This window comes from Mesorhizobium tianshanense (assembly GCF_007830515.1).
GTDB classification, from domain to species: Bacteria; Pseudomonadota; Alphaproteobacteria; order Rhizobiales; family Rhizobiaceae; genus Mesorhizobium; species Mesorhizobium tianshanense.
Genome location: NZ_VLKT01000009.1, coordinates 33196 through 49700, shown reverse-complemented (window position 1 = coordinate 49700; position 16505 = coordinate 33196). Strand labels below are relative to the sequence as shown.

Below are 16505 nucleotides of genomic sequence, written 5' to 3'. Positions count from 1 at the left end.
AGGAGGAGCGAGCGGCATGTATCGGGCACCAGTCGAGGAAATCGCCTTCACGCTGAAGCATGTGGCCGGCCTGAAGCCGGCGCTCGACGCCGGCATTTTTGGCGAGCTTGGCGAAGACCTCGTCGACGCCATTCTGGCGGAAGCCGGCCGCTTCGCCACAGAGGAGGTCGCGCCGCTCTACAAGATCGGCGATGAACAAGGCGCGGTGCTGAACGGCGCTGCCGTCACCACGCCGCCCGGTTGGAAGGAACTTTATCGCCGCTGGGTCGACGGCGGCTGGAACGCGCTGTCCGCACCGCAGGAATTTGGCGGCCAGGCGCTGCCGACCATGCTGGGTGTGGCAGCGCTCGAAATGTGGAACTCCGCCGCCATGGCCTTCGGCATCGGCCCGACGCTGACCATGGGCGCGGTCGAAGCACTCGACAAGCACGCCTCGCCGGCGCTGAAGGCCAAATACCTGGAAAAGCTCGTCTCCGGCGAATGGATGGGCACGATGAACCTGACCGAGCCGCAGGCGGGCTCGGACCTCGCTGCCTTGCGCGCCCGTGCCGAGCCGACCGGCGACGGCACCTACCGCATCTTCGGGCAAAAAATCTTCATCACCTATGGCGAGCACGATTTCACCGACAACATCATCCATCTGGTGCTGGCGCGGCTGCCGGACGCGCCGGCCGGCACGCGGGGCCTTTCGCTGTTCCTGGTGCCGAAATTCCTGGTCGGCGACGATGGCGCGCTGGGCGCACGCAACGACGTGTTCTGCTCCGGGCTGGAGCACAAATTAGGCATCCACGCCTCGCCGACCTGCACCATGATCTATGGCGATGGTTTCGAAGGGATGGTGCCTGGCGCGATCGGCTGGCTGATCGGCGAGGAAAACAAGGGCCTCGCCTGCATGTTCACCATGATGAACAACGCCCGGCTCGCCGTCGGCATGCAGGGCGTGGCGGTCGCCGAAACAGCCACGCAGAAGGCGATCGCCTACGCCAATGACCGCCGGCAAGGCAAGGCTGCGAGTTATGACGGCGACGGCATGGCGCCGATCGTCCATCACCCGGACGTGCAGCGCAATCTCCTGACCATGAAAGCGCTGACCCAGATTGCGCGCGCCATCAGCTATTCCTGTGCGCATGCCATCGACGTCGCGCGGGTCTCGGACGGCGGTGAAGCTACCCACTGGCAGGAGCGTGCCAATCTGCTGACGCCGCTGGCCAAGGCCTTCTCCACCGATGTCGGCGTCGAGGTCGCTTCGCTCGGTCTGCAGGTGCATGGCGGCATGGGCTTCATCGAGGAGACGGGTGCTGCAGCGCTCTATCGCGACGCGCGCATCGCGCCGATCTACGAAGGCACCAACGGCATCCAGGCGATCGATCTGGTGGCGCGCAAGCTGCCGCTTGCCGGCGGCGAGCACGTGCATGGCTACATCGCCGAATTGAAAGCGATCGCCAACCAAGTGCGGACCTCGAATCTTGGGGGGTTCGGCCGCACCGCCGATGGTCTCGACCGGGCGCTCGACGACCTCGGCCAGGCGACGCGCTTCCTGCAAGGGTTGCTTGCCGACGGGCGCTCGGACGAGGCGCTGGCCGGCGCGACGCCGTATCTGAGGCTGATCTCGCTTGCGGCGGGCGGCGCCTATCTGGCGCGCGGCGCACTTGCCGACCAGGATCGCATCGCGCTTTGCCGCTTCTTCGCCGAAAACCTGCTTGGCGAAGCGGGCGCGCTGAAGGAGCGCGTCATCGGCGGCGCCGAAAGCCTTGCCGCCGCCGGAAAGACGCTGATTTCTGCCTGACGTTTCACAGAGCTTGGCGTTTCACAAAGGCCTGACGTTCACAAAGGATCACCCGTGACAGAGCATATCCTCGTCGAGCGCCAGGGCGCCATCCAGATCATCCGCATGAACCGCCCGGACAAGAAGAACGCGCTGACGCGCGCCATGTATGCGAAAATGTCCAAAACCCTCGCCGAGGGCGATGCCGATCCAGCGGTCCGCGTCCATGTCTTCCTCGGCGTGCCAGGCGCCTTCTCGTCCGGCAACGACCTTGCCGATTTCATGGTCGTCGCCACCGGCGGCGAGGGCGGCGCGGAAGTCTGGGATTTCCTGATGGCGCTGGCCAGGGCGGAAAAGCCCATGGTTTCCGGCGTCGACGGCATCGCGGTCGGCATCGGCACCACGCTCAACCTGCATTGCGACCTGACCTTCGCCACGCCGCGCACAATGTTCCGCACGCCCTTCGTCGATCTCGGCCTGGTGCCCGAGGCGGGGTCGAGCCTGCTTGCGCCGCAGATACTGGGTCGGCAAGGCGCCTTCGCGCTTCTTGGGCTTGGCGAAGGCTTTTCGGCCGAGCGGGCGAAGGCCGCCGGACTGATCTACGCGGTGGTCGAGGAAAACGAGCTCGAAGCCTCCGTGCTTGCCGCCGCCGGCCAGATCGCGGCCAAGCCGCCGCAAGCGCTGAAGATCGCGCGCGACCTGATGCGCGGTTCGCGCGAGGAGCTTGTTGCCCGCATCGGCCAGGAAAGCGAGCATTTCCGCGAGCGGCTGAAGTCCGACGAGGCCCGCGCCGCCTTGATGGCCTTCATGACTAGGAAGGCAGGCTGAGGCGGTGTGGCCTGATGACGCGGGCCACGGTGTTGGGCGACTTTACAAGGTCCGCGGCCACCGCAGGGCGGCGTGCATGACGGCGACGATTTCGACAGTGTCGCCGTTGACGCGATAGGGGACGATATACGGAATATCAACCAAAACGAGCTCCCGCGTCGCCTTGATGCGCCCCATGCGCCCCATGGCCGGCTGCTCGGCGAGATGTTCCGCCGCCGTCACGATGCGCGCAATGACTCGGGCGGCCGCCTCAGGGTTGTCTTTCTCGATGTGTGCGCCGATTTCGTCAAGCCGACGCAGCGCTCGTTTGGTCCAGCGGATTCTCTTGCGGCTCATGCCTGGCGGGCGGACTTGACGTATTTTCCGATAACTGCGGCTACATCACGATCACTGGCAAAATCGCCGCGCTCGGCTTCGGCCAACCCGGCCTCTATCTCGGCGAGTTGCCATTCTTCACGGGCTACAAAGTCCTCAATGGCCTGCGCGGCCACATAGGAGCGCGAGCGGTCGAGCTTTTCGGCAAGCTGGTCAAGCCTGTTTGCGGTTTCGTCCGGGACGCGCACGGTAAAAGCCGTCATGGTCTTATCTTTCGTTTGGTTCTTGATGATTATTGGTGAACCAAGGTGGTTCGTCAAGGATTACCCTGGGGCATCCAGGACAGTCGGTGAAAGTGCGCTCCATCTAGCGGTGCTCGGTCGCGATGCGAATGCCGAGACCGATCAGCAGCATTCCGGTCACACCCTCTATGATGCGGCGGATAGATGGCCGGCGCAGGAAATCTCCCGCCTTGGCGACGACCGTCGCGTAAAGAGCCAGCCAGGTGAAGGTCATGACGGCGAAGACGGCTCCGAGACCAAGCAACGCCGCGAAGCTTTCCTGGCCCGGCGGCACGAACTGGGGCAAAAGGCTGGCGAAGAACACGGCCATCTTTGGATTGCCGAGATCGCTAATCAGGCCCTGGCGAAAGGCGCTTGTCGCCGTCAGCGTTGGCGACGGCCAGCGCCTCCGCCTGGTGCGATGGCCGCAGCGCCTCCTGCAGCGCCTTGACGCCGAGATAGACGAGATAGGCAGCACCGGCATATTTGACGGCGAGGAACAGCGGCTCCGAAGCGACCAGCAGGGCGACAATGCCGGCGCTGGTGGCCAGCGCCCAGATCGTCTGGCCGCTGGCGATGCCAAGCGCGGTGGACACGCCGCCGGCGCGACCTCCGAGCAGCGTGTTGCGAATGGTGATGGCCGTGTCCGGTCCGGGTGTGGCGATGACGATGAACGAGACGCCGAGGAATGCCAGGAACAGGCTCATGGTTCACCTCTTTGCGACTTGAAACGGCATGAATTCATATCTTGCCGCACCGTCTTCGGAAGGTTCAGGGATAAAGCCTCGTCTTGTCCCAGCCGCCCTTGGCGTTGCGGGAAAAGACGACGCGGTCGTGCAGCCGGAAAGGCCGGTCGTGCCAGAACTCGATCGTCTGCGGCACGATACGGAAGCCCGACCAGTGTTTCGGCCGCGGAATCTCGCCGATCGCATGGCGCGCCGTGTATTCGGCAACGGCCTTTTCCAGCGCGAAGCGGCTCTCCAGCGGCCGCGATTGTTTCGACGCCCAGGCGCCGATACGGCTGCCGCGCGGGCGCGTCGCGTAATAGGCATCCGCTTCCGCGTCGCTGACGATCTCTACCGGCCCGCGCACGCGCACCTGCCGGCGCAGCGATTTCCAGTGGAAGCACATCGCCGCCTTCATGCTGCCGAGAATCTCACGGCCCTTGGCGCTCTCGAAATTCGTGTAGAAGACAAACCCGCTTTCATCGAACCCCTTGAGCAGCACCATGCGTACATCCGGCATGCCGTCGGCATCGACGGTCGCCAGTGCCACGCCGTTGGGATCGTTGATCTCACTCTTCGTCGCGTCATCGAGCCATGCGGCAAAGAGGCGGAATGGCTCGGCAGCCTCGGTAAAGTCACTGCTTGTTAACTCAGTTTCGCTCATAGTTTTTCCAAATTCTATTGCCGGCTGGGGAGATTGCCGATTGTCGCGTATCGCGCAACCTTTTGACAGCAGGCAATGGAGCCTTATCGCTTCGGCCAGCGCCCAGGCTGCGGTCAAGGTCGCGATCGTGCTGGCCGCCTTGCCGCTTGCCGCCTGCGGTGCCGGCGGCTTTAGCCTGGAGCAGGCGGAGGTCGACCGCACGATCCTCACCAGCAGCACGACTGCTTCCGCCCCGCCGATCGATCAGGATCGCGCCTCGGACGAGGCGACGATCGGTAACGCGGTGTCTTCCGCCGATATCCAGGAACTTGGCGGGCAGGCCGTTCCCTGGGCGAATTCCGACACCGGTTCGCGCGGCTCGATCACCGAACTGGCGGAGTCCAGGGACAACGGCCGACTTTGCCGCCGCTTCACCGCGTCGCGCGAAAGCTTCGACGGTGTCGCGCTGTTCAAGGGCGAGGTGTGCCTGGCCGGCGCCGGCGCCTGGCGGATGCAGGACTTCAAGGCGCTCTGATTTTCCGCCATCATATGACCGCACGCTACTGGAATTTCTTCCTATGCGAGCGCATATAGGGGGCAATCGTGGACTCACTCCTTCTCCAGGGCAGGAAGCATGCGCGACCCCTATGAGGTGCTGGGCGTTGCTAAGAACGCATCGGCCAAGGACATAAAATCGGCGTATCGAAAACTCGCCAAGAAGTATCATCCGGACCAGAATCCGGATGATCCCAAGGCGAAAGATCGTTTTGCCGCGGCCAACCAGGCTTACGAGATCGTCGGCGACGAGAAGAGCCGGGCGGCCTTCGATCGCGGCGAGATCGACGCCGACGGCAAGCCGCGTTTCCAGGGTTTCGAGGGTGCCGCGGGCGGCGCCGATCCTTTTGGTGGTTTTCGCCGGCAGCAAGGGCCAAGCGGCTCACGCTTCGAGTTTCGCTCGGGCCGTCCGGGCGGCGATCCGTTCGACGGCAACAGCGACATCTTCAGCCAGATTTTCGGCGAGACCTTCTCCCGCGGTGCCGGCATGGGCGCTGGCCGGCAGGCGCCCTCCGGCGCCGACCTGAACGTAACGCTCGACATCACCATCGATGAAGCGGCTACCGCTGAGAAGGTGACGGCGATGTTCCCCGACGGACGCAAGGTCGCCGTCAAGCTGCCGGCCTATGTCGAGGACGGCCAGACCATCCGGCTGAAGGGCCAGGGCGAGCAAGGACCGGGGCAGCCGGGCGACGCGCTGGTCAAGATCCGCTTCCGGCGGCATCCGCGCTACCGCGTCGAAGGCCGCGACCTCCATGCCGATCTGCCGGTTGCACTGGAGGATGCCGTGCTGGGCGCCAAGGTGGCGGTCGAGACGCCGATGGGCCGGCTCGCGGTCAATGTTCCCGCTTGGTCGAGCTCGGACAAGGTCCTGCGGCTGAAGGGCAGGGGCCTGCCGGAAAAAACCGGCGGTCACGGCGATCTCTACGCCCATGTGCGGCTGATGCTGCCTGAAGGTGGCGATAGCGATCTCGAAGCGCTGATGCGCAACCGAAAACGCTGACTGGACGCCTTTGTCCCCCGAACTGTCCGTCTTGAGCGCTTGAAGGGTCTCCGTGCCTGTGCGATAGGCACTCCACAAGCGGGAAAATCTTGCGGAGAGCGCTCACATGGCGAGTGGACAAGGCATTATGGCCGGCAAGCGGGGGCTTGTCCTTGGCGTCGCGAACAATCGGTCGATCGCCTATGGCATTGCCAAGGCCTGCGTCGACCACGGCGCCGAGATTGCGCTGACCTATCAGGGCGAGGCGTTCAAGAAGCGCGTCGAGCCGCTGGCGGCGGAACTCAATGCCCATATCGCCGGCCATTGCGATGTGACCGATCCGGCAACCCTCGATGCGGTTTTCGACGGTATCGCCAAGCATTGGGGCAAGCTCGATTTTCTCGTCCACGCCATCGCCTTTTCCGACAAGGACGAACTGACGGGCCGCTATGTCGAGACGACGCGCGACAATTTCCTGCGCACCATGGACATTTCGGTGTATTCCTTCACCACCATCGCCAAGCGCGCCGAGGCGCTGATGACCGATGGCGGCTCGCTGCTGACGCTGACCTATTACGGTGCGGAAAAAGTGATGCCGCACTACAACGTCATGGGTGTGGCCAAGGCGGCGCTCGAAGCCAGCGTGCGTTATCTGGCCGTCGACCTCGGTGCCAAGAAGATCCGCGTCAACGCAATCTCCGCCGGTCCGATCAAGACCCTGGCCGCCTCGGGCATCGGCGATTTCCGCTACATATTGAAGTGGAACGAATACAATTCGCCGCTGAAGCGGACAGTGACGCAAGAGGAGGTCGGCGATTCAGCCGTCTATTTCCTGTCCAACCTTTCACGCGGCGTAACCGGCGAGATCCACCATGTCGATTCCGGCTACCATGTCGTCGGCATGAAGGCGGTCGACGCGCCTGATATTTCGACCGTCAAGGATTAAATCGTCCTCGAATTCTCCCGCTTCCCAGCCTGCCCTCGACCTCTCTCCGGATGACCTGATGTATCCGCTCGTTTACATCGCGCGCCACGGCCAGACGGAGTGGAACGCCGAGTCCCGGCTGCAGGGGCAGGCCGACACCGACCTCAACGCGCTCGGCCGCGAGCAGGCCAGCCGCAACGGGCGCCGGCTGGCCGAACTCGTCCATAACCCCCAGGATTTCGACTTTGTCGCCAGCCCGATGCGGCGCACACGCGAGACGATGGAGCGCCTGCGCACGGCGATGAAGCTCGATCCGTACGCCTATCGTACCGAGCCGCTCCTCGTAGAGTTGAGCTTTGGCGACTGGCAGGGTTTCACCTTTGCCGAACTCAAGGCGAAGGATCCCGGTTCGACCAGGCAACGCCGCCTCGACAAATGGAATTTCCAACCGCCCGGCGAGGGCGCCGAAAGCTATCAGATGCTGCTCGAACGGGTAAAACCCTGGTTCGATGCGCTGGACCGCCAGACGGTCTGCGTGACCCATGGCGGCGTCGTGCGTGCCCTGTTCCGCGTGGTGCTCGGAATGTCCGAGGAAGAAGCCGCAAAGCTGGATGTGCCTCAGGATCGGCTGCTCAGGCTGGCGGGCCAGCGCCTGGAGTGGCTTTAAGGGGTCAAAACCCAATCACTCTGAACGACCGAGTTCAACCCTACGTCGTTGCCATGCGTTGCCATGCGAGGCACGAAGCTCTTGAAAGGGTTATTAAGCGGTCCTCGCTCCTCGTAAGATCACCGGGACCGACCTGGCATTCCCAATATGTGCTGGCGCGCCGGCTTTGTGAGCGCACCGGTATGGTGGGTATGGTCCTGGACGGAAGCCCGGGTCGCTTCGGGTTGGGCTGGCTGCCCAACAGAACGCCGGCCAAGTGCCAGTGTGACGCTGTCGAGAGCACTTGGAATGCGGCGTGAAATATCGCGCCAATGCGAGGCATATTGATAGATGGCCACCGTACTGTCGACTGCCTGCTGATCGATGGCGTCTTGCCGCACCACCTCGTCACCCTTCAGCTGGACGATCTGCTTTTTGGGCTCAAGGATGGTCGTGCGACCATGCAGGATCATCGCCACCTTCTCGTAGTTGGAAATGTAGACCGGCCGCTCGGGTTCGTCCGCATTGATCAGGTCGTCGCCGAAGAAGCGGCTGCGATAGCTGGCGTGCAACATGGCAAGCAGCGACGGCGCGATATCGACCTGGCTCGCCAGGCGGTCGATCCGTCGGGGGGCGACAAAGCCTGGCGACCAGATGATGCATGGTATGTGGTACTTATCCATATCGAGCTCGATCCTGCCGGCGACGCTTGCCGTATGGTCGGCGACGAAAACGAATACTGTGTCCTTGAACCACGGTTTCGCCGCGGCCTTGTTCACCAGCTCGCCAATCGCATGGTCGGAATATTTGACCGCCCCGTCGCGACCACCTGGCGACGGGATATCGATTGCACCGTCCGGATAGGTGAATGGCCGGTGGTTCGATGTGGTCATGACGAAGCTGAAGAAGTTCTTGCCTTCCTTCACCGAGGCGTCGGCCTGGCGGATCACCTCGTCATAGAGAACCTCGTCACTGACCCCCCACGCGTTGGCAAAATTCACATTAGCAGCGTTCATCGTGCCGCGGTCGACAATGCCGAAGCCGTTGCCGGAAAAGAACGCATTCATGTTGTCGAAATAGCCGTAGCCGCCATAGATGAAACGCGTGTCGTAATCGGAATCCTGGAACACCGAGCCAATGGTAAAGAGATTGTTGCTGCCCGGGCGACGCAGGATCGATTGCCCCGGGGTCGGCGGGACTGAAAGCGCAATCGCTTCCAGCCCGCGTACTGTGCGCGTGCCCGTCGCTCGCATTTCCGTGAAAAGCAGACCTTCGGACGCCAGCCGGTCGAGATTGGGCGTCAGCCCTTTCGGATTGCCAAAGGCGCCCATGAACTCGGCACTCATGCTTTCCATCCCGACCAGGATAACGTTCTTGCGCAGCATCGGGCCCTCGGCCCGGATGTCGCGTGTGATGTCGTTCAGGTCGGCACTTTCGAACGGCTCGTGGTTTTCGGCCAGAAGGTCGCGCGCCCGTTCGGCCGCCTGTCTCTCGGGCAAGGTTCGGTAGAAATTCGCGAAATCGATCTCATTGGAGAAGAAGGCGCTGACCAAACCATAGAGACCGTTGCCGCCGAGTTCGCGGGCGATCGCGCTCGGCATCGGCCGTGTGATCGAATCGGGCGTCAGCAACACGCCCGCGACGGCCGCTCCCGTTGTCGCCGCGAAGATCGCCAGGCGGTTCATAAAAGGCGGATGTGGCGCGAACCCTGCCGTCACCTGACGGCGCAACAGAAAGGTGCCGCTGGCTGCCAACAAGCCGATGCCAGCAAGCAGCGGCACGACCGGGTAGCTCTCCATGATGTTCTGGAGCACTTCCTGCGTGTAGACCAGATAGTCGACCGCAATGAAATTGAAGCGGGTCGTGAACTCATCCCAGAAGAAATATTCGCCAACCCCCTGCATGACCATCAGGAACAGGAAGAGTGCGAAAGCTAAGAGCCCGACCGCGCGATCGAACCGCTTTCCGGCCCACGAGGCCGGCAGGAGAGAAGGGACGACGAGGAAGACCGCGAAGATTGGAAGCAGCGTGACGATGTCGAACCAGAATCCGGTGAGAAATGGAACCATCCAATCCAGCGGATCGAGCGAAAGATTGCCGATTGAGACCACGGTCAAACCAAGCCTGATCAGGAACTGTGCGGCGAGAAAGAGCACGACGAACGGCCTTAGGCGACGGAAAATCGCATTGGCCGATTGGACAAAAGTCATGGCGAAACTCCGAACGGATTCTGAATTTCCGGGCACTTGTGCCTCACACCCTGTAGCCGGACGTCTGATGAGCAACGGGCGTTCAAGTGCCTGCGGTCGTGCGACAGATCGGATGGCAGCAGCAAAAAGCTCAGGGCCAGTGCCATCGGCCCGAAAAGAAGGCCGGCCCGAACAAAAGCTCCTCTAAAAGCTCCTGTAACGGTGCGTTCCAGTTCCGGCCCAGAAAGATTGTGCAACACGGACGCTGCGCTTGCAGCGCTTGGACGATTGCCTGTCACGCGACATCGCCGGGTTCAGGCGCGGGCTTGCGCCCGGTGATCATGGCGCGCACGAGGTTCTCGCCGTGACGGAAGCTCCCCAGGACGACGCCGCCGACGTGAAGCGCGACCAGAGCCAGCATGACGTTAGCCAGCATCTCATGTGCCTCCTCGATCCATTCGATGCCCCAAAAGGCGTCAGTCGTTTGTAGCCAGCCCGTGCCGGCAACGAGTACCGTCGAGGCCAGCAAGGCAACAACCATCAATGCTCCCAACGGATTGTGGCCAAGATAGCGCGCTTCGCGATTGAAGATCACATCCCCGGTGTAGGAGAGTGTCTCCCTCGGACCGCGGATGAATTGCGTGAAGCGAGCATATCGAGACCCGGCGAAACCGATCGCCAGCCGGAATGTGATGAGTGCTGCCGCCGCATAGCCGGCCCATTCATGCAGGTCCTTGATCTTATCGGCGGATAACCACGCCACCGCAAAGCTGGCCACGAGGCTCCAGTGGAAGATCCGAACACACGGATCCCAGACGTTCACGGTGGCGCGCATCGGTTCAGCCTTCGCTCTCGCCGTCCACACGCTTGAAGGTTTTGGGATCGAAGTACGCTTCGACCTTGTTCCCCTTCGAATCGACCGCATAAGCCTCGTAGCAACCGTCCTCCGTCTTGATCGAACGGATCTGCCATCCGTCAGCTTCAAGCTTGGTTTGTAGCGCTTCGCGCGGTTGCCATTCGGCGACCGGCACGTCGCATTTCTCGCCGGCCAGTGCGGCGCCGACGGCAGTCGCGTTCAGGAAAAGTGCTCCGATCAGGATGTTCTTCATGGGGGTCTCCATTGGGTTGTTCCAACGCCGGCCCTTCTGGCAGCCGTAGCTGACAGCAACCTGAAAGCGTCGGTCGATGTTGCGCGACGGCGATTCAGCGTGGCGTCAGGTTCTGTCGTATAAGGGAAGAGTCTTGCCCTCGACCTGGAACCTCGGCACAGCTGATGCGAATACTGCTCATCGAAGACGATAAGGCCATTGGCAGTGCTGTGCGTGAACATGCGGCGGCGGATGGTCACGCGGTCGACTGGGCCAGGACCCTGTCAACAGCGCGGGATTACGCTGCTGTGGCCTCCTACGGGCTTGTCCTTCTTGACCTTCACTTGCCGGACGGCAACGGCATCGACTACTTGCGCGAGATGCGCAAGCGGCTGAATGCAACTCCGGTCATCATCCTGACCGCCCGCGATCAGATCTCGGATCGTATCGATGGACTCAACGCAGGTGCTGACGACTATCTGGTCAAGCCGTTCGATCTCGGCGAACTCTCCGCGCGCATCCATGCCGTGGCCCGTCGCTACGGGCTCCGTCCGGAACCTAAATTCTCTATCGGGACGCTGACCATAGTGCCGGCGGAACGACGCGTCGATCGCGACGGCCAGGCAGTCGACTTGACCGCACGGGAATGGGCGGTGCTCGACAGCCTTCTGCATCGGTCCGGTGCAATTGTGTCGAAGACGCAGATCGAGGATGCACTCTATTCTTTCGGTTCGGAGATCGCGAGCAATGCGGTGGAGGTCTATGTCAGCCGGCTCCGCAAGAAGATCGGCGCGGACCGAATAGCGACCGTGCGTGGCGTCGGGTACAGGCTCGCCGACACATGACGAGGTCGGCCAGCATGACGCGCAAGCTGATGTTGTGGCTGGGCGCCGCAACGCTCCTGTTTTGGGTTTGCGCCGCCGCCTTTGGCGCGCTCGTGATGCGCGAGGAGTTCGACGAGGTTTTCGACAGCGCCCTGCAGGAAACGGCGCAGCGCCTGATGCCGCTGGTGGTCGATGATCTGTTTCAGCGCGCGCATTCCCCGGACCCACGTCGCATCGGTGACGGCGCGCTCGAGCACGAAGAGTATCTAACCTACCAGGTTCGCGATCGTGAGGGGCGTGTACTTATGCATTCGCATGACGCGCCGGCGCAACCGTTCGACGCGCCGTTGGGTCGCGGTTTCTGGGACACTGCTACGCATCGCATCTATACGGAGGAGGCCGTCAGCGGCACGCTGTTTCTTCAGATTGCCGATCCGCTCGCTCATCGCCGCGAAGCGACCATGGAAGGCGCACTGTCGCTTGTCATTCCGCTCCTCGTGCTCGCGCCCTTGAGCATGGCCGTCATCTGGATCGTGATCCGGCGGTCGCTGGGGCCGATCGAAGTACTGCGACGGGAGATCGGAGCGCGCGACGGCGGCAATCTCTCACCGATGGGAATGATCGGTCTCCCAGTCGAACTGGACACCATCGCCGCCTCTGTCGACCGCCTTCTCGAACGTCTGCGGACGGCCCTCGACGCCGAGCGCGAGTTCGCCGCCAACAGTGCACATGAGTTGCGCACGCCGATCGCAGGCGCGCTCGCTCAAACGCAGAGGCTGATCGTTGAACTTCCCCAGGGCCCGGCGAAAGCGCGGGCCCGTGGCATCGAGACATCTCTGTCAAGTCTCGGCCATCTCGTCGAAAAACTGCTTCAGCTCGCGCGGGCCGAGTCGGGGATCGGCATCGCAGATCATGCGATCGATCTCGTCCCGGCGGTCCGGCTGGTCGTGGAGGACTTCGGGCGAAGGCCGGAAAATGCCGGACGACTGATTCTCGATATCGACGGCTGCGGCACGTTGATCCGCAAGGTCGACGTCGACGCCTTCGCTATCGTCCTTCGCAACCTGATAGAGAATGCGCTCATTCATGGACTGCCCGACATTCCGGTCACAGTTTCCGTCCGTATTGACGGAACCATCGCCATCGCAAACGCGGGACCGGTGGTCCCCGTTTTAGAGCTTCAGGCACTGACCAAGCGATTCAAGCGTGGCGCGACCACAGCGACGGGCTCAGGACTTGGTCTGGCCATTGCTGCGATGCTCATCCAGCGAATGGGTGCCACTCTCGAACTTGCGTCGCCTGCTCGTGGTCGCGAGAACGGTTTTGAGGCAATAATTCGCATCCCTTGATGATATAGTCCCCGAGCGCGACCTTCGGGTCCGCCGGAAAGACTCTATTCGGTCGATTCGCTGTCCGGCAATTGCATGTCGGTGATGACGTTCTCGCCGTTTGTCTCGTCGTAGGCGATCACGATATCCATGCCGGGTTTCAGTGCCTCGAGATCGGTTTCGGCATTCAGCTTGTAGGATTTGCCGTCGTCGAGCGTCAGCGTCAGTGTTTCCTTGTCGACCTCTTTGATCAGGCCCTCGGCCTGGCCGGCGAAGGCGGCAGTGGAAATCAGCAATGTGGCGGCAACGGCGCCGATCAGGATACGCATCATCGTCCTCTTATCATTGCGCCGGCACGGTGCGGCGAGGGTGTTCAACAGACGGGTGGAGGGAAGCAGAAACCAACCGAATGTGTCAAAACTAAATCCGCCAGATCACAGTTTGACCACTGCGGGAAACGCCAATAGAAGGCAGACTGCAGCGCCGCGCGTCGTCTTGGACGCGCAAAGGACGCTGTAGCACTTTTTGATTTTGCGCATGATCCTTTCCGAAAATCGCTCCGATTTTCGGGGTCATGCGCTAAGCCGGCTTCGATGCCGGCAGGGCTGGTTTTGATGTCTCACAACACGTTTGGCCATCTTTTCCGTGTCACCACCTGGGGCGAAAGCCATGGCGCGGCGCTCGGCTGCGTGGTCGACGGCTGTCCGCCAGGCATCCGCTTCACGCGCGCGGAGGTCCAGGCGGAACTCGACAGGCGCCGCCCGGGTCAATCGCGTTTTGTCACGCAGCGTCGCGAACCCGACGAGGTCAAGATCCTGTCCGGCTTCATCCTGGACGAGGACGGCGAGACCATGATCACCACCGGCACGCCGGTGTCGATGATGATCGAGAATGTCGACCAGCGCTCCAAGGACTATGGCGAAATCGCCCGCCAGTACCGGCCGGGCCATGCCGATTATACCTACGACACCAAATACGGCCTGCGCGATCATCGCGGCGGTGGCCGCTCTTCGGCCCGCGAGACGGCGGCGCGGGTGGCGGCCGGAGCCTTGGCCCGCAAGGTCGTGCCCGGCATGATCGTGCGCGGCGCGCTGGTGTCGATGGGTGAAAAACGAATAGACCGCGCCAACTGGAACTGGAATTTCATCGGCGACGCCGAAAATCCGTTCTTCACACCCGATCCGGCATCGGTCGCCGTCTTTGCCGCATATCTCGACGGCATCCGCAAGGCGGGTTCCTCGGTCGGCGCGGTCATCGAGATCGTCGCCGAGGGCGTTCCGGCAGGCCTCGGCGCGCCGATCTACGCCAAGCTCGACCAGGACATTGCCTCGGGCCTGATGTCGATCAACGCCGTCAAGGGTGTCGAGATCGGCAACGGCTTCGAGGCCGCCCGCATCACCGGCGAACAGAATGCCGACGAGATGCGCATGGGCAATGATGGCAAGCCGGTCTTCCTGTCCAACAATGCCGGCGGGATTCTTGGCGGCATCTCGACCGGCCAGGCGATCGTCGCGCGCTTCGCCGTCAAGCCGACCTCGTCGATCCTGACCCCGCGAAAGTCGATCGACAAGGACGGCAACGACGTCGAGATCATGACCAAGGGCCGGCACGATCCATGTGTCGGCATCCGCGCCGTGCCCATCGGCGAGGCGATGGTTGCCTGCGCCATTGCCGATCACTATCTGCGTCATCGCGGGCAAACGGGAAGGGAGTAGGGGAGTAAGGCAGTAGGGGAGTATGTTACGCCGCCCACCGAGACAGCCAATTTTTTCCTTTTCCCTACTCCCTTACTGCCCTACTCCCCTACGAGCGAAGCGAGCATCCATGCCTTACGACCAGAAGAAAATCGTCGAAGCCCTGCGCGCCTTCGAACGTGGCGAGATCGTCGTCGTCATGGACGATGACGGGCGCGAGAACGAGGGCGACCTGATCGTCGCCGCCGTCCATTGCACGCCGGAAAAGATGGCGTTCATCGTCCGCAACACCTCCGGCATCGTCTGCACGCCGATGCCGCGTGGGGAAGCCAAGCGCCTCAACCTGCAGCCGATGGTCGCTGACAATGATTCGGCCCACACCACCGCCTTCACCGTCAGCGTCGATTTCAAGCACGGCACCACGACAGGCATTTCGGCCGAGGACCGCACATTGACCGTGCGCAACCTGGCCAACGGCAATGTCGGCGCCTCCGATTTCGTCCGCCCCGGCCACATCTTTCCGCTGATCGCGCGCGAAGGCGGCGTGCTGATGCGTTCTGGCCATACCGAGGCTGCGGTCGACCTGTGCAAGCTCGCCGGCCTGCCGCCGGTCGGCGTCATTTCCGAACTGGTCAACGACGACGGCACCGTGATGCGCGGCCCGCAGGTGCAGGCCTTCGCCGAAAAGAACGGTTTGAAGCAGATTTCGGTCGCCGACCTCATCGCCTACCGCCAGCGCAAGGAAACGCTGGTCGAGCGCGTCGCCTGTTCGGACATCGACACGCCAGGCGGCAAGGCGCAGGTCTTCACCTACACGCTGCCATGGGACTCCATGCACCATGTGGCGATCGTCTTCGGCGACATCCGCGATGGCGAGGATGTGCCGGTGCGGCTGCATTCCGAGGATGTCGTGAGCGATGTCTTCGGCACCAGCCACCGGCTGGACGGCATCATGAAGGCGATGGGCGAGCGCAAGCGCGGCGTCATCGTCTACCTGCGCGAGGGCTCGGTCGGCGTCGCCCATCAGGAGCGCAAGCGGCCGGCCAGCGGCGACCGCGAGGACCATGAAGAGGCGCGCCGCCGCGAGAACGAGTGGCGCGAGATCGGGCTTGGCGCCCAGATACTTAAGGATCTCGGCATCTCCTCGATCAACCTGATCGCCTCGCGCGAACGCCACTATGTCGGGTTGGAAGGCTTTGGCATCCATATAGCGAAAACCGAGATTCTCTAGGCTACTGGAGGCAATTGAGATGAGCTTCGAGGCATATCTCGGTTGTTTTAGGGATGGGGAGCAGAGCTATTTCCCCACATCGATCGTAGACGACGCCTTCGCGCCGTTTATCACCAGGCGTGAGCCTGAATTCTCATGCTGGGTCGTCACCTACGAGGTCTCGCCGACCCTTGCTCAAGCCGACCTCTATCTCAACCTTGATCCTGATGACGCGTCGCGATGTTCCGGCTTCACCGTCGCGCGGCCGCCAGATGATCCGCGTCTCTACAAAGCGTTGTGGGGGATTCTGCGTGTCACCAATTCTGCCGTTTATTGCGCTGGAGAGTGCCCGCCAATGGTTGGGCGCGCTGAGACCATACCCCATCTGAACCCTGATATGGTCGAGGCATTGGGGAGTCCTGTTGTCGTTGTTGACGGGGACGAGATTCGCAACCGGCTTGAACAGTCCTAAAAAGCCGGGCTTCTTCAAAGAGACCTGCGTCCGGT

At 62.4% G+C, this 16505-nt stretch carries 20 protein-coding genes; 11 read left to right on the top strand and 9 right to left on the bottom strand.

What is annotated here, in order from left to right; translation table 11 throughout:
• The first annotated feature begins 16 nt into the window (after positions 1-16).
• A complete protein-coding gene (locus IQ26_RS08940; protein WP_145715986.1) occupies positions 17-1786 on the top strand; it encodes an acyl-CoA dehydrogenase family protein in 1770 nt (589 codons plus the stop codon).
• Positions 1787-1840: 54 nt separating this feature from the next.
• The gene (locus IQ26_RS08935; protein WP_145715984.1) at positions 1841-2593 is read left to right on the top strand and encodes a crotonase/enoyl-CoA hydratase family protein; all 753 of its coding nucleotides are present in this window, start codon (positions 1841-1843) and stop codon (positions 2591-2593) included.
• Between the two features lie 42 nt (positions 2594-2635).
• Here the strand turns inward: IQ26_RS08935 and IQ26_RS08930 are convergent, their stop codons facing one another.
• The 5 genes from IQ26_RS08930 to pdxH all read right to left on the bottom strand — a co-directional run bounded on the left by IQ26_RS08930 (position 2636) and on the right by pdxH (position 4578).
• Complete coding sequence (locus IQ26_RS08930) at positions 2636-2929, bottom strand: type II toxin-antitoxin system RelE/ParE family toxin (protein ID WP_145715982.1); 294 nt, start codon at positions 2927-2929, stop codon at positions 2636-2638.
• Positions 2926-3171, bottom strand: a complete 246-nt coding sequence (locus tag IQ26_RS08925; RefSeq protein WP_145715980.1) for a CopG family ribbon-helix-helix protein — start codon at positions 3169-3171, stop codon at positions 2926-2928. The genes IQ26_RS08930 and IQ26_RS08925 overlap by 4 nt, the downstream gene beginning before the upstream one ends.
• Positions 3172-3274: 103 nt before the next feature.
• Positions 3275-3520, bottom strand: coding sequence for a LysE family translocator (locus IQ26_RS41045; protein WP_276316411.1), 246 nt, complete (start codon positions 3518-3520; stop codon positions 3275-3277).
• A 19-nt stretch (positions 3521-3539) separates the two neighbouring features.
• Positions 3540-3896, bottom strand: a complete 357-nt coding sequence (locus tag IQ26_RS41040; protein ID WP_276316410.1) for a LysE family translocator — start codon at positions 3894-3896, stop codon at positions 3540-3542.
• A 64-nt stretch (positions 3897-3960) separates the two neighbouring features.
• Positions 3961-4578 carry a pyridoxamine 5'-phosphate oxidase gene (gene pdxH / locus IQ26_RS08915; RefSeq protein ID WP_145715978.1) on the bottom strand — a complete coding sequence of 206 codons (618 nt, stop codon included), beginning with the start codon at positions 4576-4578 and terminating at the stop codon, positions 3961-3963.
• 40 nt (positions 4579-4618) lie between these two features.
• Between pdxH and IQ26_RS08910 the strand changes: the two genes are divergently transcribed.
• The 4 genes from IQ26_RS08910 to IQ26_RS08895 all read left to right on the top strand — a co-directional run bounded on the left by IQ26_RS08910 (position 4619) and on the right by IQ26_RS08895 (position 7686).
• Positions 4619-5092 carry an RT0821/Lpp0805 family surface protein gene (locus IQ26_RS08910; protein ID WP_145715976.1) on the top strand — a complete coding sequence of 158 codons (474 nt, stop codon included), beginning with the start codon at positions 4619-4621 and terminating at the stop codon, positions 5090-5092.
• Positions 5093-5191: 99 nt separating this feature from the next.
• Positions 5192-6115, top strand: coding sequence for a DnaJ C-terminal domain-containing protein (locus tag IQ26_RS08905; RefSeq protein WP_145715974.1), 924 nt, complete (start codon positions 5192-5194; stop codon positions 6113-6115).
• A gap of 106 nt (positions 6116-6221) precedes the next feature.
• Complete coding sequence (gene fabI / locus IQ26_RS08900; protein ID WP_145715972.1) at positions 6222-7040, top strand: enoyl-ACP reductase FabI; 819 nt, start codon at positions 6222-6224, stop codon at positions 7038-7040.
• A gap of 58 nt (positions 7041-7098) precedes the next feature.
• Positions 7099-7686, top strand: a complete 588-nt coding sequence (locus IQ26_RS08895; RefSeq protein WP_145715970.1) for a histidine phosphatase family protein — start codon at positions 7099-7101, stop codon at positions 7684-7686.
• 119 nt (positions 7687-7805) lie between these two features.
• Here the strand turns inward: IQ26_RS08895 and IQ26_RS08890 are convergent, their stop codons facing one another.
• From IQ26_RS08890 to IQ26_RS08880, 3 genes are all read right to left on the bottom strand, one after another.
• Positions 7806-9875 (bottom strand): LTA synthase family protein, encoded by a 2070-nt coding sequence (locus IQ26_RS08890; RefSeq protein ID WP_145715968.1) that lies wholly within the window; start codon positions 9873-9875, stop codon positions 7806-7808.
• Positions 9876-10149: 274 nt separating this feature from the next.
• Entirely contained in the window at positions 10150-10689 is a 540-nt protein-coding gene (locus IQ26_RS08885) for a cytochrome b/b6 domain-containing protein (RefSeq protein WP_145715966.1), read from the bottom strand.
• Between the two features lie 4 nt (positions 10690-10693).
• Positions 10694-10963: a PepSY domain-containing protein gene (locus IQ26_RS08880; RefSeq protein ID WP_145715964.1), complete on the bottom strand. Its 270-nt coding sequence runs from the start codon at positions 10961-10963 to the stop codon at positions 10694-10696.
• Positions 10964-11127: 164 nt separating this feature from the next.
• Between IQ26_RS08880 and IQ26_RS08875 the strand changes: the two genes are divergently transcribed.
• Together IQ26_RS08875 and IQ26_RS08870 are read left to right on the top strand one after the other, a co-directional pair.
• Positions 11128-11787 carry a response regulator gene (locus tag IQ26_RS08875; protein ID WP_145715962.1) on the top strand — a complete coding sequence of 220 codons (660 nt, stop codon included), beginning with the start codon at positions 11128-11130 and terminating at the stop codon, positions 11785-11787.
• A gap of 14 nt (positions 11788-11801) precedes the next feature.
• A complete protein-coding gene (locus IQ26_RS08870) occupies positions 11802-13115 on the top strand; it encodes a sensor histidine kinase (RefSeq protein WP_240547037.1) in 1314 nt (437 codons plus the stop codon).
• Positions 13116-13159: 44 nt separating this feature from the next.
• On the opposite strand, the gene IQ26_RS08865 is transcribed toward IQ26_RS08870, so the two are convergent.
• Positions 13160-13423: a DUF1344 domain-containing protein gene (locus IQ26_RS08865; protein WP_145716227.1), complete on the bottom strand. Its 264-nt coding sequence runs from the start codon at positions 13421-13423 to the stop codon at positions 13160-13162.
• A gap of 285 nt (positions 13424-13708) precedes the next feature.
• Here IQ26_RS08865 and aroC point away from each other — a divergent pair, with 285 nt between their 5' ends.
• From aroC to IQ26_RS08850, 3 genes are all read left to right on the top strand, one after another.
• Positions 13709-14809: a chorismate synthase gene (gene aroC, locus IQ26_RS08860; RefSeq protein ID WP_145715958.1), complete on the top strand. Its 1101-nt coding sequence runs from the start codon at positions 13709-13711 to the stop codon at positions 14807-14809.
• A gap of 109 nt (positions 14810-14918) precedes the next feature.
• Entirely contained in the window at positions 14919-16019 is a 1101-nt protein-coding gene (gene ribB, locus IQ26_RS08855; RefSeq protein ID WP_145715957.1) for a 3,4-dihydroxy-2-butanone-4-phosphate synthase, read from the top strand.
• 19 nt (positions 16020-16038) lie between these two features.
• A complete protein-coding gene (locus IQ26_RS08850; protein ID WP_145715955.1) occupies positions 16039-16470 on the top strand; it encodes a hypothetical protein in 432 nt (143 codons plus the stop codon).
• The last annotated feature ends 35 nt before the right edge of the window (positions 16471-16505 follow it).

Excerpts from the sequence above, each read along its gene's own strand:
- IQ26_RS08940 (WP_145715986.1), top strand. The coding sequence starts at position 17 with ATGTATCGGGCACCAGTCGAGGAAATCGCCTTCACGCTGAAGCATGTG.
- IQ26_RS08930 (WP_145715982.1), bottom strand. The coding sequence starts at position 2,929 with ATGAGCCGCAAGAGAATCCGCTGGACCAAACGAGCGCTGCGTCGGCTT.
- IQ26_RS08925 (WP_145715980.1), bottom strand. The coding sequence starts at position 3,171 with ATGACGGCTTTTACCGTGCGCGTCCCGGACGAAACCGCAAACAGGCTT.
- IQ26_RS41045 (WP_276316411.1), bottom strand. The coding sequence starts at position 3,520 with ATGGCCGTGTTCTTCGCCAGCCTTTTGCCCCAGTTCGTGCCGCCGGGC.
- IQ26_RS41040 (WP_276316410.1), bottom strand. The coding sequence starts at position 3,896 with ATGAGCCTGTTCCTGGCATTCCTCGGCGTCTCGTTCATCGTCATCGCC.
- pdxH (WP_145715978.1), bottom strand. The coding sequence starts at position 4,578 with ATGAGCGAAACTGAGTTAACAAGCAGTGACTTTACCGAGGCTGCCGAG.
- IQ26_RS08905 (WP_145715974.1), top strand. The coding sequence starts at position 5,192 with ATGCGCGACCCCTATGAGGTGCTGGGCGTTGCTAAGAACGCATCGGCC.
- fabI (WP_145715972.1), top strand. The coding sequence starts at position 6,222 with ATGGCGAGTGGACAAGGCATTATGGCCGGCAAGCGGGGGCTTGTCCTT.
- IQ26_RS08895 (WP_145715970.1), top strand. The coding sequence starts at position 7,099 with ATGTATCCGCTCGTTTACATCGCGCGCCACGGCCAGACGGAGTGGAAC.
- IQ26_RS08890 (WP_145715968.1), bottom strand. The coding sequence starts at position 9,875 with ATGACTTTTGTCCAATCGGCCAATGCGATTTTCCGTCGCCTAAGGCCG.
- IQ26_RS08885 (WP_145715966.1), bottom strand. The coding sequence starts at position 10,689 with ATGCGCGCCACCGTGAACGTCTGGGATCCGTGTGTTCGGATCTTCCAC.
- IQ26_RS08880 (WP_145715964.1), bottom strand. The coding sequence starts at position 10,963 with ATGAAGAACATCCTGATCGGAGCACTTTTCCTGAACGCGACTGCCGTC.
- IQ26_RS08875 (WP_145715962.1), top strand. The coding sequence starts at position 11,128 with ATGCGAATACTGCTCATCGAAGACGATAAGGCCATTGGCAGTGCTGTG.
- IQ26_RS08870 (WP_240547037.1), top strand. The coding sequence starts at position 11,802 with ATGACGCGCAAGCTGATGTTGTGGCTGGGCGCCGCAACGCTCCTGTTT.
- IQ26_RS08865 (WP_145716227.1), bottom strand. The coding sequence starts at position 13,423 with ATGCGTATCCTGATCGGCGCCGTTGCCGCCACATTGCTGATTTCCACT.
- aroC (WP_145715958.1), top strand. The coding sequence starts at position 13,709 with ATGTCTCACAACACGTTTGGCCATCTTTTCCGTGTCACCACCTGGGGC.
- ribB (WP_145715957.1), top strand. The coding sequence starts at position 14,919 with ATGCCTTACGACCAGAAGAAAATCGTCGAAGCCCTGCGCGCCTTCGAA.
- IQ26_RS08850 (WP_145715955.1), top strand. The coding sequence starts at position 16,039 with ATGAGCTTCGAGGCATATCTCGGTTGTTTTAGGGATGGGGAGCAGAGC.